Genomic DNA, 23,321 nt, shown 5'->3' with positions numbered 1-23,321 from the left:
GCAACGCCGCGCACCCGAACCGCAACCGTTCGTCGCGCAGCGGCCAGCGCGGTCACTGAAGCCGCGCGGCCGCGCGCCGCAGGTGCTCGACCTGGCGTTGCCAGCGCTCGAGCACCGCGGCGCGCTCCCCTTCCAGCGTGAACGTGACGCCTGTCGCGAGACGCGCATAGCCGACCCGCTGCGCATCGCCGTGCGCGATCGTCGCAGCGAATCCGGCCAGCCCGCCGAAGTCCCCTTCGAGCGGCTCCATCGTCAATTGCGCCTGAAAGAACGCGCCGTCCGCGACGAGCGTCAGCGCGGCCGTGCGCCGTTGCGCGATCGCGCGCGCCGCACGCGATTGCGGCCAGAGCGCAAGCAACAGCGTGCGCGCATCGTGTGCATAGATCTCGCCGACGCCGAGCAGCGTCGTGCGCAACTGGCCGTCATCGGTCGCGACGATCAGCGATGCGGCGAGGTCGGCATGACGCTCGAGCGCCGTGCCGTCGAACAGCGAGACGACGGCCGGCGGCCACGCATCGAACGTCCATTGTTCGAGCGCGTGGCGATGGGTATCGGTCATGATGGCGTGGCCCCGGTGGAAAGCGGATGAACAAGCCGCAGCATACGCGCGACGGGCCGCGCCGCGGCGATCAGCGCAGGAACACGTGCCGCGTGATCTTCGTGAGCGGATAGTGGACGCCCGGCTGGATCTTCGCGGGCAGGTCGAGCGGCTTGAGCAGCATCTTCACGCACATGTCGGCCGACAGGTTGCGCCGCACCAGCTTGCTGATGCGCGCGGCGCGCTCGCGGTTGTACTGGCTGTCGCCGACGCGATCCGGATAGCGGACCGCGAACACATGGCGCAGCGCGATCTCAGAATCCTCGTTCTTGATTTCCATCACGCGGCGCGCGAGCGCGCCGAGCACCGCGAGCCGGCCGTTGCCTTCGAGCTGGTTGTACTTCTTGAAGAACTTGAAGAAGTGCTTGTAGTGACGCACTTCGTCCGTGCGGATGTTGTCGGTGATTTCCTTCAGCACGGGCTCGTCCGAGCATTCGTTGATCGCGCGATAGAGCGTGGCCGTGCCCGTCTCGACGACGCAGCGCGCGACCATCTCGAGCGCGCGGGTCTTCTCGAATGCCTCGACCTTGCAGGTCAACGAATACTCGGCGAAGAAATTCGCGAACGCGGTATCCCAGTCGAACTCGGGCCACACGTGTGCGATGTACGCCTTCAGCGCGCGCCCGTGCTGCAATTCTTCGTGCTCCCATGCATTGTTGAGCCATGCGGAGACTTCCGGATCGTCGTTGAAGAACTGGCTCAGATTGCTCGTATAGAGATCCGAACCGCTTTCGATGAACGACGACGCGCACAGCAGCAGCAACAGATCCTCGTTCGCGGCGGCACGCTGACGATCGATCCGGTTCAGGTCGATGTCCTCGATGCGCCACGGCATCACATGCGTCGTTTTGGTGTCCATGGTGGTGCGCTCCCAGTCGTCGCACGGGCGCCGGCCCATGCCTTCGGCACAGGCGCCGACCGACCCGCAGGCGGCGTTTTACTTGCGTTTATAGTGGATTGGTCCGGCCGAACCATGCTGGCATCTTAGCCGGACTTTGACGTTCGTGCTCCAGAGCACTGACCATACCTGACACGCGCAGTTCCACGACGTCTGTTGCCGTTCGTTAGACGAGTCCTTCAAACCGCTTGCGCCCGCTCGACGATACGGGCCGCGGCAAACGAAACGGGCGGCCGTCCGGCCGCCCGTGAAGCGCTGGAAATGCCGGTGAAAGCCGGCCGCAATCCGTCAGAAACCTGCCGCCAGGCCGTCGCGCCGGCTGTCGCTCGCGGCCACGTAGCCGCGCTCGCGATCGTCGCGATCGAGACGCCAGATGAACTGCCCGGAACCGAAATCCATGTAAGGATCGTCGATCGACTTGATCGTATGGCCGCGCGCGGCCAGCGCATCGACGGTCGCGCGATTCATCGTCGCCTCGACGTCGAGCGTGAAGTCGCGGTTGACCTTCCAGCGTGGCGCATCGCAGGCGGCCTGCGGTTGCTGCCCGTAGCCGAGCATCCGCACGACGGTCTGCAGGTGCCCCTGCGGCTGCATGTCGCCGCCCATCACGCCGAAGCTCATCACGGCTTGCGTGCGGCCGTCGGCCTCCTCGGTGACGAACGCCGGGATGATCGTGTGGAACGGCCGCTTGCCGCCCGCGACGACGTTCGGCGACGCCGGATCCATCGAGAAGCCGTGCCCGCGATTCTGCAGCGCGATGCCGGTGCCGGGCACGACGAGCCCCGAACCGAAGCCCATGTAGTTCGACTGGATGAAGCTCACCATCATCCCGCGCTCGTCGGCCGCCGACAGGTAGATCGTGCCGCCCGAATGCGGCCGGCCCGCGCCGAAGTGCGTCGCGCGCGCGGGATCGATCAGCTTCGCGCGTTCGGCGAGATACGCGTCGTCGAGCATCTGTTCGGGCGTGACCTCCATCGCGCGCGGATCGGCGACGTAGCGATAGACATCCGCGAACGCGAGCTTCATCGCCTCGATCTGCAGATGCTGCGAGTCGACCGAATCGACCGGCCATTCCGTCACGCCCGCGTGCTCGGCGATCCCGAGCGCGATCAGCGCGGCGATGCCCTGCCCGTTCGGCGGAATCTCGTGGATCGTGTGACGGCCGAAGCGCTTGCCGATCGGCTCGACCCATTCCGGCCGGTACGCTTGCAGGTCGGCCGCGGTCAGCGCGCCGCCGCCTTCGCGCGAGAACGCGGCGATGCGCTCGGCGAGCGCGCCCTCGTAGAACGCGCGGGCCCCCTCCTTCGCGAGCGTGCGCAGCGTCTGCGCGTGACCGGGCAGGCACACGCGCTCGCCGACGAGCGGCGCGCGGCCGCGCGGCATGAAGGTCTCCGCGAAGCCCGGCAGCCCCTGCAGCTCGGGCACGGCGGCCGCCCACTTGTGCGCGACGATCGGCGGCACCGCATAACCGCGCTCCGCGATCTCGATCGCCGGTTCGAGCAGGTCCGCGAACGGCAGCGAACCGAACTTCGCATGCAGCGCTTCCCAGCCCGCGATCACGCCCGGTACGGTGACGGTGTCCCAGCCGCGCGTCGGCTTGTTCGCGATGCCGTTCGCCGCCTCGCCGTGGCGCTGGCGGAAATAGTCGACGTTCCACGCAGCCGGCGCGACGCCCGACGCGTTCAGCCCGGACAGCCGCTCGCCGTCCCACACGAGCGCGAACGCGTCGCCGCCGAGCCCGCACGACACGGGCTCGACGACCGTGATCGCAGCCGCGGCGGCCAGCGCCGCGTCGACCGCGTTGCCGCCCTTCCACAGCATCCGGAGCCCGGCCTGCGCGGCGAGCGGGTGCGACGTCGACACGACGTTGCGCGCGAACACCGGAATGCGGGTCGTCGGATACGGGTTGTGCCAGTTGAAGCCAGTCATCGGTTCCACCTCGTCGAAAGCTGAATGAAGCGCCGGGCGCGCACCCGCGCGCGCGGGCAGTCCGCCATTGCAGCGCGATCAGCGCAATCGCACAAATTCATTTGTCACATGAATCAATGCAATTTCCGCATGAATTGCAGGCGACCCTGCCGGCCATACCGGCCTAACGGCGTTGCCGCCCTTACAATACCCGCTCCGTCTCACGACACGACCACCGAGCCATGACCCGAGATCCCCGCCTCACCCTCAACGCGCGCCAGCAGGAACTGCTCGAATGGGTGCAGCGCGACGGCTTCGTGACCGTCGACGATCTCGCCGCGCACTTCGCGGTGACGCCGCAGACGATCCGCCGCGACGTGAACTGGCTCGCCGACCTGAACCTGCTGCGCCGCTATCACGGCGGCGCGAGCCTGCCGACCAGCTCGGAGAACGTGTCGTACACGGCGCGCCAGCGGATGTTCCATGACGAGAAGCGGCGCATCGCGGCGCTCGCGGCGTCGCACATTCCCGATCAGGCGTCGCTGTTCATCAACCTCGGCACGACCACCGAGGAAGTCGCACGCGCGCTGAACCGCCACCACGGGCTGCACGTGATCACGAACAACCTGAACGTCGCGTCGATGATGAGCGGCTACCCCGACTGCGAGGTGCTGATCACGGGCGGCATCGTGCGGCCGTGGGACAAGGGGATCGTCGGCGAGCTCGCGATCGACTTCATCCGCCAGTTCAAGGTCGACTACGCGATCATCGGCACGTCGGCGATCGAGGCCGACGGCACGCTGCGCGACTTCGACACGCGCGAGGTGCGTGTGGCCGAGGCGATCATGCAGCATGCGCGCACGGTCTACCTCGTCGCCGACCATTCGAAGGTCGGCCGCCCGGCGCTGGTGCGCCAGGGCCACCTGAGCCAGGTGCATGCGCTCTTCACCGACAAGCCGCTGCCGCCGGAAATGGCCGACGCGGTGGCGACCGCCGGCACGCAGGTGTACGTCGCTGAGTGACGGCCGGGATGCTGCACCGCACCTGAAACTTCAAGTGAAATCAAGAAGTTGGCGCTGCGAGCAAACCGCTTGCGCGGGGCCCGGCTGTCAAACGGAAAATTAACGGGGCACGATTTGTGGTTGCCCGCATGCTCGACTAGACTCCAGTTCCCCGGCCCGTCCGACCGTTCCGCCTGTGCCAGGGCGCGGACGAATGGCATGGCCGGCGAATGCAGCTTTTCCCCCCAAACCATACCCCGCTGGGTATCGCGCGCCGGCAGTCGCGCCGGCCGCGCGGGCTGACTGGTCGCCATGGAGAGAACGATGCTGAGTCCGCATGAATTCGCCACGCTATTGCTTGTGAAGGACGCTCCCGATCAAACCTCGATGGATCGGGACGAAATCGACGCACTGCTCGAACAGCAGCTCGTCCGCCTGGAAGGGCTCGGATCGGGGCGCAAATACTGCGTGACCGAAACCGGCGACGCCGCGCTGCGATCCATCAAATACCGCTATTCGTAAAACCACACCGTTGCCGACCTGACCGCGCGGCCCGAATTCCGGGCCGCGCGGCCGTTTCTGCTTCCCCGCCTCGTCGCCCTCAGCTGCGTCAGCCGCCGCGCAGCGTCGGATCGACCGCCGCCCGCCAGCTGATGGCCTGCGCGCGCGCGCCGTTGAAATACGCGATCCAGCCGGCACGCGCCGCCGCGTCGGGCGCCGCGTAGTGCGTCGAAAGTTCGTTTACGAACGCACAATAGTTCGCTTCGGTCAGCCCGCGATACCGTTTCGCCACGTACGCGTCGTACAGCGTCGAATAGACCGGCTGCGCGTCCGCGCCCCAGTCGCGCGCCGCGCCGCCGCACGACGTCTGCAGGTCGACGAACGACGGCGTGCGCCAGTTGCCGACGAGCGGCGGCATACCGGCACTGCACCCCGCCAGAAGGACGGCGCACACGCCGGCCCACATCCCAATACGCATGATTCACCTCGCGAAACGGTCGATTCCGCCAGTATCGTCCGGGATCGCACGGCGCGCTACTGGCCCCGCTTTATCGAACTTTACTTTTTCGATTTCGTTCGTTAAATTTCGAATTCGAACATTTTCTGTTCAACCATTTCCCTCAGACGATAAGGACAGCAGGTGACCCAACCGAATCGCTACGATCTGCTCGTCGTCGGCGGCGGCATCAACGGCGCGGGCATCGCGCGCGATGCGGCCGGCCGCGGCCTGTCGGTCCTGCTCTGCGAGCAGGACGATCTCGCGTCGCACACGTCGTCGTGCAGCACGAAGCTGATTCACGGCGGCCTGCGCTACCTCGAGTACAACGAGTTCGGGCTCGTGCGCAAGGCGCTGCAGGAGCGCGAGACGCTGCTGCGCGCGGCGCCGCACATCATGGGGCCGCTGCGTTTCGTGATGCCGCACATGCCGAACCTGCGTCCGGCCTGGCTGATCCGTCTCGGCCTGTTCCTCTACGATCACCTCGCGAAACGTGAACTGCTGCCCGGCTCGCGCGGCATCGACATGCGCCGCCATGCGGCCGGCGCGCCGCTGATCGATTCGATCAAGCGCGGTTTCGTCTATTCGGACGGCTGGGTCGACGACGCGCGCCTCGTCGTGCTGAACGCGCTGGACGCGAAGGAGCGCGGCGCCGAGATCCTGACGCGCACGAAGCTGGTATCCGCCGAACGTCGCGGCGACGAATGGGAAGCGCGGCTGCAGAACACCGACGGTTCGATCCGCGTCGTGCATGCGCGCGCGATCGCGAACGCGGCCGGCCCGTGGGTCGGCGAACTGCTGCACGGCGCGCTCGGCCGCGGCGCACATCACAGCGTGCGGCTCGTGAAGGGCAGCCACATCGTCACGCGCCGCCTGTTCGATCACGATCACGCGTACATCTTCCAGAACCCGGACAAGCGGATCATCTTCGCGATTCCGTACGAACACGATTTCACGCTGATCGGCACGACCGACGTCGAATACACGAGCGATCCCGCGACGGTCGCGATCGATCGCGACGAGACGCAGTACCTGTGCGATTCGATCAACCGCTACTTCAAGCGCAAGATCTCGCCGGCCGACGTGCACTGGACCTACTCGGGCGTGCGCCCGCTGCTGGAAGACGAGAACGCCGCGAACGCATCGGCCGTCACGCGCGACTACCGCCTCGAAATGGACGAAGGCGCGGGTGCGCCGCTGCTGTCGGTGTTCGGCGGCAAGATCACGACGTTCCGCAAGCTCGCGGAAGAAGCCGGCGACATGCTGAGCCGCGCGCTCGGCCGCGACGCGAAGACCTGGACGGCCGGCGTCGCGCTGCCGGGCGGCGACATCGCGAACGCGAAGTTCGACGTGTTCGCCGCCGCGTTCGCGAAACGCCACCCGTGGCTGCCCGCCGCGCTCGCCCGCCGCTACGCACGTGCATACGGCACGCGCGCGGAGCGCGTGATCGACGGCGCGAAGTCGCTCGCCGATCTCGGCACCGAAATCGCCCCGGGCATCCACGACGCCGAGCTGCGCTACCTGCGCGACACCGAATGGGCGACCTGCGCGCAGGACGTGCTGTGGCGCCGCTCGAAGCTCGGCCTGCACGTCGCGCCGGGCACGCTCGACGCGGTGACGGCCGCGGTCGACGCGTGGTTCGCCGCCGCGCACGCGCCGCAGGCCTGACCCGAATGCAGTAGCAGTTGCCGTACCGACGTTGACTCACCGACGCGCCGCCCCACATGCGGCGCGCATCACAACTAAGCCAAATCCACGGATGGAGATGAGAGACATGCAGGATCAGTACATCCTCGCGCTTGACCAGGGCACCACGAGTTCCCGCGCGATGCTGTTCGATCGCCAGGGCAATATCGTATCGATCGCCCAGAAGGAATTCGAGCAGATCTACCCGCAACCCGGCTGGGTCGAGCACGACCCGCAGGAAATCTGGTCGACGCAAGCCGGCGTCGCCGCCGAAGCCGTCACGCGCACGGGCCTGAACGGCACGTCGATCGCCGCGATCGGCATCACCAACCAGCGCGAAACCACGATCGTCTGGGATCGCGAGACCGGCCAGCCCGTCTACAACGCGATCGTCTGGCAGGATCGCCGCACGGCCGACTTCTGCGATTCGCTGAAAGCACAGGGCCTCGAGGCGAAGGTGCGCGCGAAGACCGGCCTGCCGATCGACTCGTACTTCTCCGGGACCAAGATCCGCTGGATCCTCGACAACGTGCCGGGCGCACGCGAGAAGGCCAGGCAGGGCAAGCTCGCGTTCGGTACCGTCGACAGCTGGCTCGTGTGGAACTTCACGAAGCACGAACTGCACGTGACCGACGTGACGAACGCGTCGCGCACGATGCTGTTCAACATCCACACGCGCGAGTGGGACAGCGAACTGCTCGAGCTGCTCGACATCCCGCGCAGCATGCTGCCGGACGTGAAGGCATCGTCGGAAATCTACGGTCACACGAAGACCACCGTGTTCGCGTCGAAGATCCCGCTCGCGGGCATCGCGGGCGACCAGCAGGCGGCGCTGTTCGGCCAGATGTGCACGCAGTCCGGCATGGTGAAGAACACCTACGGCACCGGCTGCTTCCTGATGATGAACACCGGCGACAAGCCGATCGAATCGAAGAACAACCTCGTCACGACGATCGCCTGGCAGATCGGCGACAACGTGCAGTACGCGCTGGAAGGCAGCATCTTCATCGCGGGCGCGGTGGTGCAGTGGCTGCGCGACGGCGTCGGCATCATCAAGTCGGCCGCCGAAATCGAGGCGCTCGCCGCAAGCGTGCCGCACACCGACGGCGTCTACCTGGTACCCGCGTTCGCCGGCCTCGGCGCGCCGCACTGGAACGCACGGGCGCGCGGCTCGGTGTTCGGCGTCACGCGCGGCACGACCTCCGCGCACCTCGCACGGGCGGCGCTCGATTCGATCGCGTACCAGTCGCTCGACGTGCTGGCCGCGATGGAAGCCGATTCGGGCATCAGCATCGGCGAGCTGCGCGTCGACGGCGGCGCGAGCGCGAACGACCTGCTGATGCAGTTCCAGGCCGACCTGCTCGGCGTCGACGCGGTGCGTCCGCAGATCACCGAGACGACCGCGCTCGGCGCGGCCTACCTCGCGGGCCTCGCGATCGGCTACTGGAAGAACCTCGACGAAGTGCGCAGCCAGTGGCAGCTCGATCGCCGCTTCTCGCCGTCGATGCCGAAGGAGCAGGTCGAAAGCTGCATGGCCGGCTGGCAGCGCGCGGTACGCGCCGCGAAGGCGTGGGCCGACGATACCCAGTAATCGTCAGCCATCCAGACGAAATACAACAACACCGGCGGACCGCGCTCGCGCGCGAGTCCGCGATGACATACGAGAGACAACCATGTCACCTTATATTGCAGAGTTCATCGGCACAGCGATCCTCGTGCTGCTCGGCAACGGCGCGGTCGCAAACGTGCTGCTTGCAAAGACCAAGGGCAAAGGCGCGGACCTGATCGTGATCGTGATGGGCTGGGCGATGGCCGTATTCGTCGCCGTCTACGTGACCGCGTCGTTCAGCGGTGCGCACCTGAACCCGATCGTCACCATCAGTCTCGCGCTCGCGGGCAAGTTCGCGTGGTCGAAAGTCGGCGGCTACATCCTCGCGCAGATGCTCGGCGGGATGGCGGGCGCCCTGCTCGTGTGGCTCGCGTATCGCCAGCACTTCGCGAAGGAAGCCGATGCGGACCTGAAGCTCGCGGTGTTCTGCACGGCGCCCGCGATCCGCAGCGTCACGCACAATGTGCTGACCGAAGCGATCTGCACGTTCGTGCTGATCCTCGGCGTGCTGTACCTCGCGTCGCCGCAGGTCGGCCTCGGCGCGCTCGACGCGCTGCCCGTCGGCCTGCTCGTGCTCGGCATCGGCATTTCGCTCGGCGGCCCGACCGGCTACGCGATGAGCCCCGCGCGCGACCTGTCGCCGCGCATCATGCACGCGCTGCTGCCGATCCCCGGCAAGCGCGACAGCGACTGGCGCTATGCGTGGGTGCCCGTCGTCGGCCCGCTGCTGGGCGGCGCCGCGGCGGCCGGCCTGTACCTGCACCTGCACGCGATGGCCTGATCTCGGCCTGACCGAAGCGCGCGGCCGCCACCGCCGCGCGCTTCATGCTCCTTTCTTCGCGCCTCCCCCGCCACGTTCGCGCTACTGGTCGCCCCCGGGCGACACCGGCGACTTCCGCTTCACGCCCGCGTCCACCACGGCCGCCGGGTTCACGTCGCTCCCGCATTCGACCAGCATGCCCGCCACGCGCATTTCCTCGACGAATCCCGCCGCGCGGCCGAATCCGCGCACGGCATCGGGAAAACTTGCCGAAGCGTCACGCGGCACGCGCGTGAAAGCACGTATGATGGCGAATTGATCTGCGTCGCCGACATTCCGCTTCTTCACCACCATGCTCGATCACCTCATCTGCGACTGCGACGGCGTGCTCGTCGACAGCGAAGTCATCGCCGACCGCGTGCTGCTCGAAACGCTGTCCTCCACGTTCCCGAACATCGATTTCGAAGCCGCCGCGAAGTCGGCGTTCGGCCAGCAGACGTCGCGCTTCCTGACCGGGATCGAATCCCGCTTCGGGATCGAGATGCCCGCCAACTTCATCGAAACGATCGAGCACAACATCGAGAGCGCGCTGGCGCAATCGCTCGCGCCGATCACCGGCGTGCGCGACGCGCTGCTGCAGGTGAGCCTGCCGGCGGCCGTCGTGTCGAACAGCCGGCTCGCGCGCGTGCGCAGCTCGCTGAAGCGCGCATCGCTCACCGAGATCTTCGGCGATCGCGTGTTCAGCTCCGAGCAGGTGGCGCGGCCGAAGCCCTACCCCGACGTCTACCTGCATGCGGCGCAAACGCTCGGCGTCGCGCCGGCGCGCTGCATCGTCGTCGAAGACAGCGTGTCCGGGCTGAATGCCGCGCGTGCGGCGGGCATGAAGACGATCGCGTTCGTCGGCGCGAGCCACATCCCCGACAACTACGCGGACGCGCTGCGCGCGATGGGCATCACGCGGATCATGCGCAGGATGGACGAGCTGCCGGCGTTCGTCGAAGCCGGCATGCGCGGCGAATTCGGGGACGTACAGTCCTGACGGTCGTTCAGGCCCGATCAGGCTGACCGGGCCTGTCCGGCGTGCGCCGCTTCACGCACGCCGTGCCACGGGCGCATGAACGCGCCCGCTTTCCCCTTCCCTTCACTCAGGCCGGTTCGCAGCAGCGCTCGCGCGCGGCGGCCAGCGCCTCGCGGAACTCGACGAGTTCCGCGATCGTCAGCATCGGCAGCCCGTGCCGTTGCGCGAAACGCTCGACATCGTCGCCGCGCGTCATCGTGCCGTCGGGATTCATCAGCTCGCACAACACGCCGGCCGGCTTCAGGCCCGCGAGGATCGACAGGTCGACCGTGCCTTCGGTGTGACCGCGGCGTGCGAGCACGCCGCCCGGCTGCGCGCGCAACGGAAACACGTGGCCGGGGCGCACGATGTCATGCGGCTTCGCCCCTTCGGCGATCGCCGCGCGGATCGTCGTCACGCGATCGGCCGCCGATACGCCCGTATGCACGCCTTCGCGTGCTTCGATCGAGACGGTGAACGCGGTGCCGTTGCGGCTCTCGTTGGTCTGCACCATCGGCGGCAGCTCGAGCGCGCGCACCGTGTCGTCGGTCAGGCACAGGCACACGATGCCACTGCACTCGCGGATCAGCAGCGCCATCGTCTCGGGCGTGATGCGCTCGGCGGCAACGATCAGGTCGGCTTCGTTCTCGCGGTCGTGGTCGTCCTGCAGCACGACCGCACGGCCTGCGCGCATCGCATCGAGCGCGGCGGCGATGCGCGGCGGCACCGGTTCGGAATCCAGCAACGGGAGATCGGCAAAGGCGTCGGCAGGTGCCGACGAAACGGACATCAAGGACATGTGAAACGCTCCTCGCAAATACGGTTTGGGCGAAAAACGTTTCAGGGCATTGCAAACAGACAGAACGACAACCCGCTTCGCGCATGTGGCGAAGCGGCCCTGGCGGACATGACTATCTGCACATCTTCTCTCATCCGGACTGTGACCGTCGGCTCTGGCATTCGACCAGATCTGCTGACCCCGCGCGGATGCGCGGGCGCTCGCGGGCTCGCCGGCTTACGCCAGCCTACCGCCGGTGGGGAATTTCGCCCCGCCCTGAAGACGCACTGATTGCCGGACGGGACAACCCCGTCAGCGGCGGGCCAAGCATACAACAGCTGCGCGCGCGGCGCAGTGAACTCCAGCTAAAACCTTACCGACGACCCCGTCTAACGGCATCGTCCGAACGGCCGACGGACGGCCCGCGATCCCGCGCGAACGACGGGAACGCGGCCCGCTCCGGGCGGCCTGCGCGATCAGCCGGCCGCATGCGCGGCGTGTGCCGCATCGGGCACGAGCCAGCGCGGCGGCACCTCGGGGCTCACCGTCACGCGAAACGCGCGCGCCTCGCTGTCGCCCGGGTTGCGCAGGCTGTACGGCTGGTCGGCATCGAACACGATCGCATCGCCGGTCGCGAGCAACTGGCGGCGGTCGTGCACGCTGACTTCCAGCGTGCCCTCGCTGACGACGAGGTTGACCGTCGTGCCGGGTGCGCGGCGTGCGCCGGGCTCCGTGTGCAGCGGCGCGATCCGCAGCTCGTGGAATTCGGCCGCGGCCGGCTCGCCTTCCGGATAAAGCGCGCGCGCCGAGAAGCGGCCGTTCGAGCTGACGACGCGCGACGCGCGCTCGGCCGCCAGGTGCTCGAAGCCGTTCACCGCATGGCGGCGCAGGAAGGCGGCGACCGAAACCTTCAGCGCCGCGGCGATCTTGCAGAGGACCTTGATCGACGGCACGCTGCGCGCCGACTCGATCTGCGCGAGCATCGCGCGCGACACGCCGGACAGCCGCGCGAGCGCATCGAGCGACAACTGCCGCTCGGCACGCAACCGCGCGAGGTTCACGCCGACGACCTGCTCGAGAACATCGAGCGACGCGGACGCCCGCGCATCGGCGGCGTCGCCGGACTCGAAGGAAGACACGTCGCGCACGAGCGCCAGGGATGAAGACATAGCATTGCCTCCGGGCCGCTGTGCGGCCCTGCGTATGGGGTAAGCCGGGATGGGGAATCGGGTTGCGCCAGCAACGGCGCGTATCGAAACGCTATCACCCGGCCTTGCACCGGCAAACGAAGTTATCTTCACACCGTTATCAGCATCGCGGAGGAATGCGTTTCTCGCGCCCCGTTTCCTGCCGCTATCGCGTCGCGCCGCGGGGCTCGCTCATTGCGCCGCCGGCGCCGCACCGCGTGCCGGCCCGCGCGTGTCGAGCCGCATCGCGAACCATGTGACGACGAGCGCCGCGAACGTCACCGCGACGGCGACCCACGGCAGCGCATCGAGCGCGAGGCCGTGTTCCAGCGCAAGGCCGCCGAGCCACGCGCCGCCCGCATTGCCGACGTTGAACGCGCCGATGTTGAGCGTCGACGCGAGATGCGGCGCGCTCGCGGCCTTCTCGACCATGCGCGCCTGCAGCGGCGGCACCGTCGCGAACGCGGCGATCCCCCACACGAACACGGTGACGGCGGCCGCGACCGGCAGGTGGCTCGTCTTCGCGAAGACGGCCATCACGGCCATCAGCGCGACGAGGATCGCGATCAGCGACGGCATCAGCGCGCGGTCGGCGAACTTGCCGCCGAGCGTGTTGCCGATCGTCAGCCCCGCGCCGAACAGCACGAGGATCAGCGCGACCGAGCGCGGCGAAAAACCCGACACGGTCTCGAGAATCGGCGCGATGTACGTGAACACGACGAACACGCCGCCGAAGCCGAGCACGGTCATCAACAGCGCGAGCCACACCTGCGGCTCCTTCAGCACGCGCACTTCGTGGCCGAGGCCGGCCGGCCCGCTGTCGTGACGGTTCGGCACGAGCGCGGCGACGCCGCCGAGCGCCAGCACGCCGAGCACGGCGACGATCCAGAACGACGCGCGCCAGCCGAGCAGTTGCCCGACGAACGTGCCGAACGGCACGCCGAGCACATTCGACAGCGTGAGCCCCGTGAACATCAGCGCGATCGCGCTCGCGCGCTTGTCGGCCGGCACGAGCGACGCGGCGACCACCGCGCCGATCCCGAAGAACGACCCGTGCGCGAACGACGTGACGACGCGCGCGACCATCAGCATCGCGTAGCCGGACGCGGTCGCGCACAGCACGTTGCCGACGATGAAGATCGCCATCAGCAGCTGCAGCGCGGCCTTGCGCGGCATGCGGCTCGTCAGCACCGCGAGCAGCGGCGCGCCGGCCGCGACACCGAGCGCGTAGCCGGTGACCAGCAGGCCGGCCGACGGCAGCGACACGGCCAGGTCGTGCGCCACTTCGGGCAGCAGGCCCATGATGATGAACTCGGTGGTACCGATGGCGAAGGCGCTGATCGCAAGCGCCAGTAACGGAATGGGCATGACGTTCTCCGAAAAGACGGCGGACGCGGCGTCCGGTCGGTGCCGCACCGCACAAAAGGCAGGATGTGCGCATTGTCCCGAAGACATCGATATTTGATAATTGGCGTGGCGCTTGAACCATTTTCAAATATTTCTGGAAAATCGCATGGACCGACTGGGCGATATCCGGCTGTTCGTCGAGGCGGCCGAACTGGGCAGCCTGTCCGCCGCCGGGCGCAAGCTGAACCTCACGCCGGCCGCCGCGAGCGCGCGCCTCGCGAAGCTCGAGGCGGCGGTCGCCACCCGGTTGTTCGACCGTTCGACCCGGCAGTTGCGGCTCACCGACGAGGGCCGCCTGTACCTGAACGGCTGCCGGCAGGCGTTGCAGGCGCTCGACGACGCAAACGCGCTGCTCCAGGCCGGCCGCAACGTGGTCGCCGGCCGGGTGCGGCTGTCGGCGACGTCCGATTTCGGCCGCCGCCGGCTGCTCGACTGGCTCGACGAATTCAACGCGCTTCACCCGGACGTGACGTTCTCGCTGACGGCGTCCGACTCGACGGTGAACCTGTGGCAGGACGAGATCGACCTCGCGATCCGCTTCGCCGCGCCGCCCGACGGCGCGCTGATCGCCCGCCGGCTCGCCGCGGACCGGCGCGTGCCGTGCGCGGCGCCGTCGTTCGTCGAACGCCACGGCGTGCCGCGCGATCCGCACGATCTGGCCCGCTTTCCATGCAACGTGATCACGGTCGCGTCCGGGCCGATGAACACGTGGCGCTTCACGCGCGGCGACGACACGCAGACCTGCACGGTGCCGCTCGCCACCGCGTTCGAGACCAACGACGGCGGCCTCGCCCGCGAATGGGCGCTGCGCGGCCGCGGCATCGTGCTGAACTCGATCTGGGATGTCGCCGACGACATCCGCGCCGGGCGGCTCAAGGTCCTGCTGCCCGACTGGCGGCACCAAAGCGCGCCGCTGCACGCGATCTATCCCGGCAAGCGCTACATGGCGCCGCGCGTGCGCGTGCTGCTCGACTTTCTCGCCGAACGCTTCGCGCGCGAGGAAGCCGCGCACGACGACCTGCTGAACGCGTGCCGCTGACGGCCGGCGCATCGCGGCTCGAGGGTCGGAACGCGCCGGCCGGCGTCGCGCGGCCGCAACCCGCCGCCCGTCCCGGGCAGCGTGAAAAGCTATAATGGAAAGCTTTCCCGACGGCTTTTCACATGCCGGCTGCGCGCCATCCGCGTGCAGCGCGCGCGGCCGTCCCGATTCACTCTTGACGACGCCCCCAGGTCAACCACTGCGAACGGCGAATCCCCATGACCAAGAAAGTTTACGTAAAGACCTTCGGCTGCCAGATGAACGAGTACGACTCGGACAAGATGGTGGACGTGCTGAATGCGGCCGAAGGCCTCGAAAAGACCGACACGCCTGAAGACGCGGACATCATCCTGTTCAACACGTGCTCGGTGCGCGAGAAGGCGCAGGAGAAGGTGTTCTCCGATCTCGGCCGCGTGCGCGAGCTGAAGGAAGCGAAGCCCGGCCTGCTGATCGGCGTCGGCGGCTGCGTCGCGAGCCAGGAAGGCGCATCGATCGTGTCGCGTGCGCCGTACGTCGACCTCGTGTTCGGCCCGCAAACCCTGCACCGCCTGCCGCAGATGATCGACGCGCGCCGCGAGAGCGGCCGCGCGCAGGTCGACATCACCTTCCCCGAGATCGAGAAGTTCGACCACCTGCCGCCCGCGCGCGTCGAGGGGCCGAGCGCGTTCGTGTCGATCATGGAAGGCTGCTCGAAGTACTGCAGCTACTGCGTGGTGCCGTACACGCGCGGCGATGAAGTGTCGCGTCCGCTCGACGACGTGCTGACCGAAGTGGCCGGCCTCGCCGACCAGGGCGTGCGCGAAGTCACGCTGCTCGGCCAGAACGTGAATGCCTATCGGGGCGCGCTGGCGGCCGGCTCGTCCGAGATCGCCGATTTCGCGACGCTGATCGAATACGTCGCCGACATCCCCGGCATCGAGCGGATCCGCTACACGACGTCGCACCCGAAGGAATTCACGCAGCGGCTGATCGACACCTACGCGAAGGTGCCGAAGCTCGTGAGCCACCTGCACCTGCCCGTGCAGCACGGCTCCGACCGCATCCTGATGGCGATGAAGCGCGGCTACACGGTGCTCGAATACAAGTCGGTGATCCGCAAGCTGCGCGCGATCCGCCCGGACCTGTCGCTGTCGACCGACATGATCGTCGGCTTCCCCGGCGAGACCGAGGAGGATTTCGACAAGATGATGGCGCTCGTGCACGAGATGAGCTACGACACCAGCTTCTCGTTCATCTACAGCCCGCGCCCCGGCACGCCGGCCGCGAACCTGCACGACGACACGCCGCGCGAGGTGAAGCTCAAACGCCTGCAACATCTGCAGGCGACCATCGAGGAAAACGTCGCGCGCATCAGCCAGTCGATGGTCGGGAAGGTCGAGCGGATCCTCGTCGAGGGCCCGTCGCGCAAGGACCCGAACGAGCTCGCGGGCCGCACCGAGAACAACCGGGTCGTGAATTTCCCGGCGCCGCTCGCGTCGCACCCGCGCCTGATCGGCCAGATGATCGACGTGAAGATCAACCACGCGTACCCGCATTCGCTGCGCGGCGAGCTCGTGCTCGTGAGCGACGACGCGAGCGCGGCCACGCACTGACGTTCCACTGGAGCCCGACGCCACTTTGAAGCCGACCCAAGCACTGGAATTCGTCGCGCCGCGCGACGACAACGCGCGCCTCGCCAACCTCTGCGGCCCGCTCGACGAGAACCTGCGGCAGATCGAACAGGCGCTCGACGTCACGCTGTCGCGACGCGGCCACCGGATCGCGATCCGCGGGCGCGGCGCCAAGCTCGCGCTGGCCGCGCTCGAGAACTTCTACAACCGCGCGCGCGATGCGCTGTCGGTCGACGACATCCAGCTCGCGCTGGTCGAAGTGCGCCACACGGGCGGCAACGGCCGCCAGGACACGATCGACGTGCGCTTCCGCGGCGACCCCGACCATCCGTTCGACGACCCCGTCGTCCAGCTCGACGCCAGCGAGCCGGACGAGGAGCCCGCGCCGAAGCTCTACACGCGGCGTGCCGACCTGCGCGGCCGCACGCCGGCGCAGCGCGAATACCTGAAGCAGATCCTGTCGCACGACGTGACGTTCGGCATCGGGCCGGCCGGCACCGGCAAGACCTACCTCGCGGTCGCCTGCGCGGTCGACGCGCTCGAGCGCGACCAGGTCAAGCGGATCGTGCTGACGCGCCCGGCCGTCGAGGCCGGCGAGCGGCTCGGCTTCCTGCCGGGCGATCTCGCGCAGAAGGTCGACCCGTACCTGCGTCCGCTGTACGACGCGCTGTACGACCTGCTCGGTTTCGACAAGACGGCGAAGATGTTCGAACGCCAGATGATCGAGATCGCGCCGCTCGCGTACATGCGCGGCCGCACGCTGAACCACGCGTTCATCATCCTCGACGAGGCGCAGAACACGACGCCCGAGCAGATGAAGATGTTCCTCACGCGGATCGGCTTCGGCTCGAAGGCGGTCGTGACCGGCGACACGAGCCAGGTCGACCTGCCGCGCGGCCACAAGAGCGGCCTCGTCGAGGCGCAGCAGGTGCTCGGCGGCGTGCGCGGCATCGCGCTCACGCGCTTCACCAGCGCGGACGTCGTGCGCCATCCGCTCGTCGCGCGCATCGTCGAGGCGTACGACGAATTCCACGCGCAGCACCAGGACGGCTGACCGGCCGGCGGCAGCTGCACGCCGCCCGGCCTGACAGCCCGGCCCGGCCCGCCAGACGGCGCGCCGGGCTTTTTTTCGCCTGCGTGAATTCGGGTGCGATCGGCCGTTTGGTGTATCCTCAACGCGTCCCAATCGCCGCACGCGTCATGAAATCCTCCCGTTCCCGCAAGTCCGGGCGCGCCCAGTCCGCCGCGCCCGCCTCCCCCCGCCTTTCGCTGTTCGATGCGAAAGGCAAGGCCCGGACCGTCAACGCGCAAGGGCTGCGCATCGACTTCCCCGACGGCCGCAGCCTGATGTTCGACCTGTCGGGCAGTTCCGGGGAAGCCGCCGTCGCGATCGTCGCGCAGCACAACGATCCGGCCATGCGCGCGAAGATCGCGCTGCAGCCCGAGCACTACGACAGCGTGACGCTGCACGTGGGTGCCGAGCCCGCACCGCGCGAGGGCGACACCGAAGACGCACTGCGCGAGCCGGAGCTCGACCTGTCCGTGCAGTACGGCGACGAGATCACGAGCGACGTGCGCAAGACGCTGCCCAAGCGCAAGCTGATCGCCGAATGGCTCGAACCGGCGCTGTTCGCCAGCGCGCAGCTCACCGTGCGCTTCGTCGGCGAAGAAGAAGGCCGCACGCTGAACGCCGGCTACCGCCACAAGGACTATCCGACCAACGTGTTGACCTTCGCGTACGACGCGGCGCCCGACGGCACCGTGATCGGCGACCTCGTGCTGTGCTGCCCGGTCGTCGAGAAGGAAGCGCACGACCAGGACAAGCCGCTCACCGCCCATTACGCGCACCTGCTGGTGCACGGCGCGCTGCACGCGCAGGGCTACGACCACGAGACGAGCGACGAGGACGCAGCCGAAATGGAAGCGCTCGAAGTCGACATCCTCGCGAAGCTGGGCTTCCCGAACCCGTACCAGTAAGCCGTCCGCACGATGCGCAACGCCGCGACGCTCTCGCCCGCCTACCCGCCGTCGATCGGCGACGGGCGCCTGCTGACGGAAGACGAACTCGCGGCGTCGCTCGCGCACACGATGCGCGACTGGGACGGCCGCCAGGATCTGTGGCTGTTCGGCTATGGCTCGCTGATCTGGAACCCGGGGCTGCCGACCGTCGCAGCCATACGCGGCAAGGTGCACGGTTATCATCGCGGGCTCTACCTGTGGTCGCGCGTGAACCGCGGCACACCCGAACGCCCCGGCCTCGTGCTCGCGCTCGATCGCGGCGGCTCGTGCTCGGGCATCGCGTTTCGGCTCGCCGGCCCGACCGCGCAACCGCACCTCGAAACGTTGTGGAAACGCGAGATGCCGATGGGTTCGTACCGGCCCGCATGGCTGCCGTGCTCGCTCGAGAACGGCGAGCGCGTGAACGCACTCGCGTTCGTGATGCGCCGCGAAGCGCCGACCTATACGGGCAAGCTGTCCGACCCCATCGTCAAGGAAGTGTTCAGTTGCGCAGCCGGCCGCTACGGCACGACGCTCGACTACGTCAGCCGCACGGTCGACGCGCTGCGCGCGAGCGGCATCCCCGATCGCGCGCTGGAAGGGCTGCTCGCGCGATGCCGGTGACGCGGCACGGCGCCCGGCTCGCCGCCACGCGCTGCCGCGCCGTGGGCGCATTCTTGCGAGGGCAAGACCGATGAAACCGTCTCGCTGGTCGCGTTGCAGGGTTGCCGCGCTGATCGTCGCCGCGAGCGTCGCGCTGTCCGGCTGCGGAATACTCGGCTGCGGCGGCGCCGCGACCAACGGCGCGGCCGCCGGCGGCTGCTCGGCCGGCATGCGGTTCTGAACCGCGGCCGGGCGAAGTCCGCGTGCGGCAGAATGCCGCCGCTCACCGCTTCGGCCGAACGTTTTTCCGCGTCGCGGCTCCGCTTCCCCTCCGCACCCGTTTTTTTCGCCGCTGCCCCGCCGCCCTTTTCTGGGATAGGATGGACGCGAGGACGGTGTCGCGCCCGGCGCGGCCGTCCGAGAGCGGGGCCCGTACGCGCTGCCCACCCTGGCCGTGCGGCCGGTGTGACACGGTCGCGTCGTGCCCTTGGTGTATCCTTGCCTACTCCGTGACAGCGCGCTCCGGCATGACCCGGGCGCACCACCATGAACGATTCGTATCCCAGTCGTAAGCCAACCGACAAACCGCAAGAAAAGCGCTCGCTGCTCGAGCGCCTGACCGATTTCATCTCGCCCGAGCCCGAATCCCGCGGCGAGCTGCTGGAAATCCTCCAGGACGCCCACGAACGCAACCTGATCGACGCCGATTCGCTGTCGATGATCGAAGGCGTGTTCCAGGTGTCCGACCTGTGCGCGCGCGACATCATGGTGCCGCGCGCACAGATGGACGCGATCAACATCGCCGACAAGCCCGAGGATTTCATCCCGTTCGTCCTCGAAAAGGCGCACTCGCGCTACCCCGTGTACGAGGAGAACCGCGACAACGTCATTGGCGTGCTGCTCGCGAAGGATCTGCTGCGTTTCTATGCCGAAGAGGAATTCGACGTGCGCGGGATGCTGCGCCCGGCCGTGTTCATTCCCGAATCGAAGCGCCTGAACGTGCTGCTGCACGACTTCCGCGTGAACCGCAACCACCTCGCGATCGTCGTCGACGAATACGGCGGCGTCGCGGGCCTGATCACGATCGAGGACGTGCTCGAGCAGATCGTCGGCGACATCGAGGACGAATACGATTTCGACGAGGAAGCCGGCAACATCATCTCGGGGCCCGACGGCCGCTACCGCGTGCGTGCGCTCACCGAGATCGAACAGTTCAACGAGACGTTCGGCACCGATTTCCCGGACGACGAAGTCGATACGATCGGCGGGCTGATCACGCATCATTTCGGCCGCGTCCCGCATCGCGGCGAGAAGCTGCAGCTCGGCAACCTCGTGTTCGAGATCCAGCGCGGCGATGCGCGCCAGGTCCACGTGCTGCTGGTGCGCCGCAACCCCCTCGCCAGCCGTCGCGCCGAAACCTCGCACGAGGACTGACCGTCGCGCGCCAGCCGCGCGTTCCACAACCGCTCGCCCACTTTCGCTTCACATGGACGATCCGATCCTGTCCCGCCCGGCTGGCGGCCTTCTCGCGCCGCCTCCCGGGCGCGCGCTGCCGCGCTGGCACTACCCGGCCGCGCTGCTCGCCGGCGCCGCCAATACGCTCAGCTTCGCGCCGACGCCGCATGGCGGCTGGCTGCAACTCGTCGTATTCGTCTGGTTTTTCGCGCAGCTCACGCGCACCGCGAGCTGGCGCAGCGCCGCGCTCACCGGCGGCGCGTTCGGCTTCGGCAACTTCATCAGCGGCATCTGGTGGCTCTACATCAGCATGCACGTCTACGGCGAGATGGCCGCGCCGCTCGCGGGCGGCGCGCTCGTGCTGTTCTCGCTGTACCTGTCGCTGTACCCGGCGTTCTCCGCCGGGCTGTGGTCGTTCTGCGCAGGCCATGCGTGGCATCGCCGCACGCCCGACCCGCGGCCGTTTTCGCCGACCTGGCACGGCGCATTCGCATTCGCGAGCGCATGGGCACTCGGCGAATGGCTGCGCGGCACCGTCTTCACCGGCTTCCCGTGGCTCGCAAGCGGCTATCCGCAGGTCGACGGCCCGTTCGCGGGCTTCGCGCCGGTCGCCGGGGTGTACGGGATCGCGTGGGTGCTCGCCTTGTTCGCCGCGCTCGTCGTGCAGGCGTTCGCCGCCGCCCGGCCGTCGCCGCTCGCCGAACCCCGTGCCGGCAATGCGCGCGTGCGCATCGCCGCGCCGGCCGGCATCGCGGTCGCGCTGATCGCGGCCGGTCTCGGGCTGTCGCAGGTCACGTGGACCGTGCCCGCGAACGCGCCGCTCACCGTGCGGCTGCTGCAGGGCAACGTGAAGCAGGACATCAAGTTCGAGGAAGCGGGCATCGACGCGGCGATCAAGATGTACACGCAGATGATCGTCGAGAAGCCGGCCGACCTGATCGTCACGCCCGAAACCGCGATCGCGGTGATGATCCAGGAATTGCCCGAGCCGTTCGCCGTCGCGATCCGCAAGTTCAGCGACACGACGGGCTCGGCCGTGCTGTTCGGCGCGGTCGGCGCATCGGTGACCGAGGACGGCCACTACGTCGACTATACGAACAGCCTGTACGGCGTGACGCCGAATTCGCGCGACATCTATCACTACGACAAGCACCACCTCGTGCCCTTCGGCGAATTCATCCCGTGGGGCTTCCGGTGGTTCGTCGACCTGATGAAGATGCCGCTCGGCGACTTCGCGCGCGGCGCGCCGGTGCAGAAGCCGTTCCTCGTGCACAACCAGCCGGTGATGGCCGACATCTGCTATGAGGACTTGTTCGGCGAGGAAATCGCCGCGACGATCCGCGACAACCCGCAGCCGCCGGGCGTGCTCGTCAACGTGACGAACCTCGCGTGGTTCGGCGACACGATCGCGCTCGACCAGCACCTGCAGATCGCACGGATGCGCTCGCTCGAGACGGGCCGGCCGATGCTGCGCTCGACCAACACGGGGATGACGGCCGCGATCGATGCGCGCGGCCGCGTGCTCGGCCAGCTGAAGCCGTTCACGATCGGCTCGCTCGACGTGCGGATCGAAGGCACGAGCGGCTTCACGCCTTACGTGACGAGCGGCAACAACATCGTGCTCGCGGTGTCGTTCGTGCTGCTCGCGTTCGGCTTCACGTTCGGCCCCGGGCTGCGCCGGCGCAACGGCCGGAACTACGGCGACGCCCCGCCGAAATGATGCGGCACGCCGCCGCTGCGCAGCGCGTAGTGGCGGCCGCCGCATGCAGCGGCCCTCGAGCGCGAACCGGCCGGCCGCTCAGCCCTGCCGGGCCGACTCCGCCGACTCCGCCGCCTGAACCGGCTGCGCAGACAGGCGCCGCAGGTCGCGGCTCACCGCCTCCATCACCGGCTCCCACGCGCCGAACGCCGGCTGCCGGTACAGTGTCGCGGTCGGGTACCACGGACTGTCCGTGCGTTCGAGCAGCCAAGGCCAGTGCGGATTCACGTCGAGCAGCACCCACGTGCGCGCGCCGAGCGCGCCTGCCAGGTGCGCGACCGACGTGCACACGGTGATCACCAGATCCAGCGCGCCGATGAACGCGGCCGTATCGTCGAAGCTCGTCAGTTCCGCCGTGAAGTCCTCGATCGCGAAGCCGGCCGCGCACGCCGCCGCGACATCCGCCTGCGCACCCGGCTGCAGCGAATGAAACGCGACGCCGTCGATCCCGCGGAACGCGTCGGCATAACGCTCGAGCCCGACGCGCCTGAACGGATTGCGCTGGTGCCCCGCGCTGCCCGTCCACACGAGCCCGACCTTCAGCCGGCTGTCGCCCGCGAGCCGCGCGCGCCACGCGTCGCGCGCGAGCGGATCGGCATGCAGGTACGGCACCGACGACGCGAGCGTCGACGCTTCCATGCCGAGCATCAGCGGCAGGCCGATCAGCGGTATTTCGTAATCGAAGGGGGGCAGCACGTCGACGCCACCGCCCGCGCTGAACGCATCCGCATGCGCGGCGAGGCTGCGCTGCATCAGCGTGCCCACCTGCGGGAACGTATTCCATATGAGCCGGCCGCCCTCGCGATGCACGCGCTCGGCGAGCGGCGCGACGAAGCGGCAGAACTGCAGCACGTCGCCGAGCCCCTGCTCGCCCCACACGAGCAGCGTCTTGCCGGCAAGCGGCTCGCCCTGCCAGCGCGGGCCCGGCAGCACCGGCCGGCGGCCGCGCAACTCGCCCGCGCCGTCCCAGC

At 68.4% G+C, this 23,321-nt stretch carries 22 protein-coding genes, 1 pseudogene and 1 riboswitch; of the genes and pseudogenes, 14 read left to right on the top strand and 9 right to left on the bottom strand.

The window, feature by feature from the left end; all coding sequences use genetic code 11:
* Nucleotides 1–52: 52 nt before the first annotated feature.
* From DPV74_RS24445 to DPV74_RS24435, 3 genes are all read right to left on the bottom strand, one after another.
* Nucleotides 53–559: a hypothetical protein gene (locus DPV74_RS24445; protein WP_119338113.1), complete on the bottom strand. Its 507-nt coding sequence runs from the start codon at nt 557–559 to the stop codon at nt 53–55.
* Nucleotides 560–629: 70 nt separating this feature from the next.
* The gene (locus tag DPV74_RS24440) at nt 630–1,457 is read right to left on the bottom strand and encodes a ferritin-like domain-containing protein (RefSeq protein ID WP_027789191.1); all 828 of its coding nucleotides are present in this window, start codon (nt 1,455–1,457) and stop codon (nt 630–632) included.
* 327 nt (nt 1,458–1,784) lie between these two features.
* Nucleotides 1,785–3,425, bottom strand: coding sequence for a gamma-glutamyltransferase family protein (locus DPV74_RS24435; RefSeq protein ID WP_027789190.1), 1,641 nt, complete (start codon nt 3,423–3,425; stop codon nt 1,785–1,787).
* A gap of 221 nt (nt 3,426–3,646) precedes the next feature.
* On the opposite strand from DPV74_RS24435, the gene DPV74_RS24430 reads away from it, so the two are divergent.
* Nucleotides 3,647–4,426, top strand: coding sequence for a DeoR/GlpR family DNA-binding transcription regulator (locus tag DPV74_RS24430; protein ID WP_027789189.1), 780 nt, complete (start codon nt 3,647–3,649; stop codon nt 4,424–4,426).
* Nucleotides 4,427–4,729: 303 nt separating this feature from the next.
* Nucleotides 4,730–4,927, top strand: coding sequence for a hypothetical protein (locus DPV74_RS24425; RefSeq protein ID WP_021160166.1), 198 nt, complete (start codon nt 4,730–4,732; stop codon nt 4,925–4,927).
* An 88-nt stretch (nt 4,928–5,015) separates the two neighbouring features.
* Here the strand turns inward: DPV74_RS24425 and DPV74_RS24420 are convergent, their stop codons facing one another.
* Nucleotides 5,016–5,384: a hypothetical protein gene (locus DPV74_RS24420; RefSeq protein WP_027789188.1), complete on the bottom strand. Its 369-nt coding sequence runs from the start codon at nt 5,382–5,384 to the stop codon at nt 5,016–5,018.
* Between the two features lie 162 nt (nt 5,385–5,546).
* Here DPV74_RS24420 and glpD point away from each other — a divergent pair, with 162 nt between their 5' ends.
* From glpD to DPV74_RS24405, 3 genes are all read left to right on the top strand, one after another.
* Entirely contained in the window at nt 5,547–7,070 is a 1,524-nt protein-coding gene (gene glpD / locus DPV74_RS24415) for a glycerol-3-phosphate dehydrogenase (protein ID WP_119338112.1), read from the top strand.
* Nucleotides 7,071–7,176: 106 nt separating this feature from the next.
* Complete coding sequence (gene glpK, locus DPV74_RS24410) at nt 7,177–8,679, top strand: glycerol kinase GlpK (RefSeq protein WP_027789186.1); 1,503 nt, start codon at nt 7,177–7,179, stop codon at nt 8,677–8,679.
* An 82-nt stretch (nt 8,680–8,761) separates the two neighbouring features.
* Nucleotides 8,762–9,478, top strand: coding sequence for an MIP/aquaporin family protein (locus DPV74_RS24405; RefSeq protein ID WP_021160162.1), 717 nt, complete (start codon nt 8,762–8,764; stop codon nt 9,476–9,478).
* Nucleotides 9,479–9,559: 81 nt separating this feature from the next.
* On the opposite strand, the gene DPV74_RS42165 is transcribed toward DPV74_RS24405, so the two are convergent.
* Nucleotides 9,560–9,811, bottom strand: a complete 252-nt coding sequence (locus DPV74_RS42165) for a hypothetical protein (protein ID WP_205571938.1) — start codon at nt 9,809–9,811, stop codon at nt 9,560–9,562.
* Here DPV74_RS42165 and DPV74_RS24395 point away from each other — a divergent pair.
* The gene (locus DPV74_RS24395; protein ID WP_059699936.1) at nt 9,810–10,496 is read left to right on the top strand and encodes an HAD family phosphatase; all 687 of its coding nucleotides are present in this window, start codon (nt 9,810–9,812) and stop codon (nt 10,494–10,496) included. The two genes, DPV74_RS42165 and DPV74_RS24395, sit on opposite strands and share 2 nt — an antisense overlap.
* A 106-nt stretch (nt 10,497–10,602) precedes the next feature.
* On the opposite strand, the gene ribB is transcribed toward DPV74_RS24395, so the two are convergent.
* The 3 genes from ribB to DPV74_RS24380 all read right to left on the bottom strand — a co-directional run bounded on the left by ribB (nt 10,603) and on the right by DPV74_RS24380 (nt 13,847).
* Nucleotides 10,603–11,313 carry a 3,4-dihydroxy-2-butanone-4-phosphate synthase gene (ribB, locus tag DPV74_RS24390; protein WP_027789183.1) on the bottom strand — a complete coding sequence of 237 codons (711 nt, stop codon included), beginning with the start codon at nt 11,311–11,313 and terminating at the stop codon, nt 10,603–10,605.
* 118 nt (nt 11,314–11,431) lie between these two features.
* A riboswitch (FMN riboswitch) is annotated at nt 11,432–11,580 on the bottom strand.
* Nucleotides 11,581–11,768: 188 nt separating this feature from the next.
* On the bottom strand, nt 11,769–12,461 hold the full coding sequence (locus DPV74_RS24385) for a helix-turn-helix domain-containing protein (RefSeq protein WP_021160158.1): 693 nt from the start codon (nt 12,459–12,461) through the stop codon (nt 11,769–11,771).
* A gap of 210 nt (nt 12,462–12,671) precedes the next feature.
* Nucleotides 12,672–13,847 (bottom strand): MFS transporter, encoded by a 1,176-nt coding sequence (locus DPV74_RS24380; RefSeq protein WP_060350337.1) that lies wholly within the window; start codon nt 13,845–13,847, stop codon nt 12,672–12,674.
* A gap of 145 nt (nt 13,848–13,992) precedes the next feature.
* Here DPV74_RS24380 and DPV74_RS24375 point away from each other — a divergent pair, with 145 nt between their 5' ends.
* From DPV74_RS24375 to lnt, 8 genes are all read left to right on the top strand, one after another.
* On the top strand, nt 13,993–14,925 hold the full coding sequence (locus tag DPV74_RS24375) for a LysR family transcriptional regulator (protein ID WP_027789181.1): 933 nt from the start codon (nt 13,993–13,995) through the stop codon (nt 14,923–14,925).
* Between the two features lie 218 nt (nt 14,926–15,143).
* A complete protein-coding gene (miaB, locus tag DPV74_RS24370) occupies nt 15,144–16,517 on the top strand; it encodes a tRNA (N6-isopentenyl adenosine(37)-C2)-methylthiotransferase MiaB (RefSeq protein ID WP_027789180.1) in 1,374 nt (457 codons plus the stop codon).
* A gap of 25 nt (nt 16,518–16,542) precedes the next feature.
* Nucleotides 16,543–17,589, top strand: coding sequence for a PhoH family protein (locus DPV74_RS24365; RefSeq protein WP_059699926.1), 1,047 nt, complete (start codon nt 16,543–16,545; stop codon nt 17,587–17,589).
* Nucleotides 17,590–17,735: 146 nt separating this feature from the next.
* Nucleotides 17,736–18,512, top strand: coding sequence for an rRNA maturation RNase YbeY (gene ybeY / locus DPV74_RS24360; protein WP_119338111.1), 777 nt, complete (start codon nt 17,736–17,738; stop codon nt 18,510–18,512).
* Between the two features lie 12 nt (nt 18,513–18,524).
* The gene (locus DPV74_RS24355) at nt 18,525–19,157 is read left to right on the top strand and encodes a gamma-glutamylcyclotransferase (RefSeq protein ID WP_119338110.1); all 633 of its coding nucleotides are present in this window, start codon (nt 18,525–18,527) and stop codon (nt 19,155–19,157) included.
* 70 nt (nt 19,158–19,227) lie between these two features.
* Entirely contained in the window at nt 19,228–19,377 is a 150-nt protein-coding gene (locus DPV74_RS24350; RefSeq protein WP_021160151.1) for a hypothetical protein, read from the top strand.
* Between the two features lie 305 nt (nt 19,378–19,682).
* Nucleotides 19,683–20,570 carry an HlyC/CorC family transporter gene (locus tag DPV74_RS24345; protein ID WP_021160150.1) on the top strand — a complete coding sequence of 296 codons (888 nt, stop codon included), beginning with the start codon at nt 19,683–19,685 and terminating at the stop codon, nt 20,568–20,570.
* A gap of 52 nt (nt 20,571–20,622) precedes the next feature.
* The gene (gene lnt, locus DPV74_RS24340; RefSeq protein ID WP_119338109.1) at nt 20,623–22,311 is read left to right on the top strand and encodes an apolipoprotein N-acyltransferase; all 1,689 of its coding nucleotides are present in this window, start codon (nt 20,623–20,625) and stop codon (nt 22,309–22,311) included.
* A gap of 78 nt (nt 22,312–22,389) precedes the next feature.
* Here the strand turns inward: lnt and DPV74_RS24335 are convergent.
* Nucleotides 22,390–23,321, bottom strand: a pseudogene (locus DPV74_RS24335) (hypothetical protein); the annotation flags it as partial.

It is taken from the genome of Burkholderia sp. HAN2018, from assembly GCF_024704855.1.
Classification (GTDB): Bacteria; Pseudomonadota; Gammaproteobacteria; order Burkholderiales; family Burkholderiaceae; genus Burkholderia; species Burkholderia cepacia.
This window is presented reverse-complemented; position numbering and strand designations above follow the sequence as displayed.

Excerpts from the sequence above, each read along its gene's own strand:
- DPV74_RS24445 (WP_119338113.1), bottom strand. The coding sequence starts at position 559 with ATGACCGATACCCATCGCCACGCGCTCGAACAATGGACGTTCGATGCG.
- DPV74_RS24440 (WP_027789191.1), bottom strand. The coding sequence starts at position 1,457 with ATGGACACCAAAACGACGCATGTGATGCCGTGGCGCATCGAGGACATC.
- DPV74_RS24435 (WP_027789190.1), bottom strand. The coding sequence starts at position 3,425 with ATGACTGGCTTCAACTGGCACAACCCGTATCCGACGACCCGCATTCCG.
- DPV74_RS24430 (WP_027789189.1), top strand. The coding sequence starts at position 3,647 with ATGACCCGAGATCCCCGCCTCACCCTCAACGCGCGCCAGCAGGAACTG.
- DPV74_RS24425 (WP_021160166.1), top strand. The coding sequence starts at position 4,730 with ATGCTGAGTCCGCATGAATTCGCCACGCTATTGCTTGTGAAGGACGCT.
- DPV74_RS24420 (WP_027789188.1), bottom strand. The coding sequence starts at position 5,384 with ATGCGTATTGGGATGTGGGCCGGCGTGTGCGCCGTCCTTCTGGCGGGG.
- glpK (WP_027789186.1), top strand. The coding sequence starts at position 7,177 with ATGCAGGATCAGTACATCCTCGCGCTTGACCAGGGCACCACGAGTTCC.
- DPV74_RS24405 (WP_021160162.1), top strand. The coding sequence starts at position 8,762 with ATGTCACCTTATATTGCAGAGTTCATCGGCACAGCGATCCTCGTGCTG.
- DPV74_RS24395 (WP_059699936.1), top strand. The coding sequence starts at position 9,810 with ATGCTCGATCACCTCATCTGCGACTGCGACGGCGTGCTCGTCGACAGC.
- DPV74_RS42165 (WP_205571938.1), bottom strand. The coding sequence starts at position 9,811 with ATGGTGGTGAAGAAGCGGAATGTCGGCGACGCAGATCAATTCGCCATC.
- ribB (WP_027789183.1), bottom strand. The coding sequence starts at position 11,313 with ATGTCCTTGATGTCCGTTTCGTCGGCACCTGCCGACGCCTTTGCCGAT.
- DPV74_RS24385 (WP_021160158.1), bottom strand. The coding sequence starts at position 12,461 with ATGTCTTCATCCCTGGCGCTCGTGCGCGACGTGTCTTCCTTCGAGTCC.
- DPV74_RS24380 (WP_060350337.1), bottom strand. The coding sequence starts at position 13,847 with ATGCCCATTCCGTTACTGGCGCTTGCGATCAGCGCCTTCGCCATCGGT.
- DPV74_RS24375 (WP_027789181.1), top strand. The coding sequence starts at position 13,993 with ATGGACCGACTGGGCGATATCCGGCTGTTCGTCGAGGCGGCCGAACTG.
- miaB (WP_027789180.1), top strand. The coding sequence starts at position 15,144 with ATGACCAAGAAAGTTTACGTAAAGACCTTCGGCTGCCAGATGAACGAG.
- ybeY (WP_119338111.1), top strand. The coding sequence starts at position 17,736 with ATGAAATCCTCCCGTTCCCGCAAGTCCGGGCGCGCCCAGTCCGCCGCG.
- DPV74_RS24355 (WP_119338110.1), top strand. The coding sequence starts at position 18,525 with ATGCGCAACGCCGCGACGCTCTCGCCCGCCTACCCGCCGTCGATCGGC.
- DPV74_RS24350 (WP_021160151.1), top strand. The coding sequence starts at position 19,228 with ATGAAACCGTCTCGCTGGTCGCGTTGCAGGGTTGCCGCGCTGATCGTC.
- DPV74_RS24345 (WP_021160150.1), top strand. The coding sequence starts at position 19,683 with ATGAACGATTCGTATCCCAGTCGTAAGCCAACCGACAAACCGCAAGAA.
- lnt (WP_119338109.1), top strand. The coding sequence starts at position 20,623 with ATGGACGATCCGATCCTGTCCCGCCCGGCTGGCGGCCTTCTCGCGCCG.